This window comes from Caulobacter sp. CCH9-E1 (genome assembly GCF_001556515.1).
Taxonomy (GTDB): domain Bacteria; phylum Pseudomonadota; class Alphaproteobacteria; order Caulobacterales; family Caulobacteraceae; genus Caulobacter.
Map to the genome: position 1 here is coordinate 1 of NZ_LSJA01000139.1, position 942 is coordinate 942.

Here is a 942-nt window from a genome sequence, read left to right on the forward strand (position 1 = left end):
ATGTTCGCCCGCCTGTCCCGCTACACCGCCCTGCGGGCCCAGGACCTGGCCGACAGCGGCAAGGTCAAGGGAATCGCCGACGACGCCTTCCGCGGCGTTCGCCGGTTCTTCAAATGTTACGTCTCGCGCAAGGGCTATCGGGAGGGCGACCTGGGCTTCCTGATCTCGCTGATGGCGGGCCTCTATCCGATCCTGTCGAACCTGCGCGCTCGCGAGATCCTGCGCAACCGCGCCCGCGAAGCGGCCAAGCCGACCCCGCCGGCCGCCCTGCCGCTGCGCCGGGCTGAAGCCGCCAACCAATAGTCCCACGCCATGCGGCGGCTCGCCCCCCTCGCCTTTCGCCTGATCCTTGGCCGCGAGCTGCGGCTTTGGACAAAGGCCGGACGCGCGCCGGTCCTGTGGTGGCGCGACGACGACGCGCGCGCCCCCAGCGAGGCGCTGGACAGGCTGCTGGCGCTGTCCCGCGGTCACGCGGCGCCGCTGACCCTGGCGGCGATCGCCAGCCCGCACCTCGACGCCCTGGTTCGCCGCGTCGAGGTCGAACCAACCGTCGAGATCGCCGTGCATGGGTTCAAGCACATCAACCGCCAGCCCGCCGGCCGCGGCTTTGGCGAGGTGGTCCCCGAGGACAGCCTCGAGTGGGTCCGCGCCCAGCTGCGGGCGATCGTCATGGCGTTCCACAAGGCCGGCGCGCAGCCGACCCTGTTCGTGCCGCCCTGGAACAATCTGCAGCCTCGGCTGATCGAGGCGCTCGGCGACTCGTCCATCACCGCCGTCTCCGCGTTTGATCAGGCGCGCGGCGTCTCACAGGGCGTGGCTCGTCTCGACGCGCACCTCGACGTGCTGCGCTGGAAGGGCGGCGCGCGTTTCCGCGGACGCTGGCGGTTTCTGACGCGCATGCGCCGACTGATGGCGCAGCGGCGGGTTTCCGAAAATTGGGAC

General features: G+C 70.9%; 1 protein-coding gene and 1 pseudogene. Both read left to right on the plus strand.

Annotated elements, in window-relative coordinates; genetic code table 11:
* Nucleotides 1-303, plus strand: a pseudogene (locus AX690_RS23265) (glycosyltransferase family 2 protein); the annotation flags it as partial.
* Nucleotides 304-312: 9 nt separating this feature from the next.
* A partial coding sequence (locus AX690_RS09440; RefSeq protein ID WP_066730333.1) for a polysaccharide deacetylase occupies nucleotides 313-942 on the plus strand: 630 nt, incomplete at its 3' end.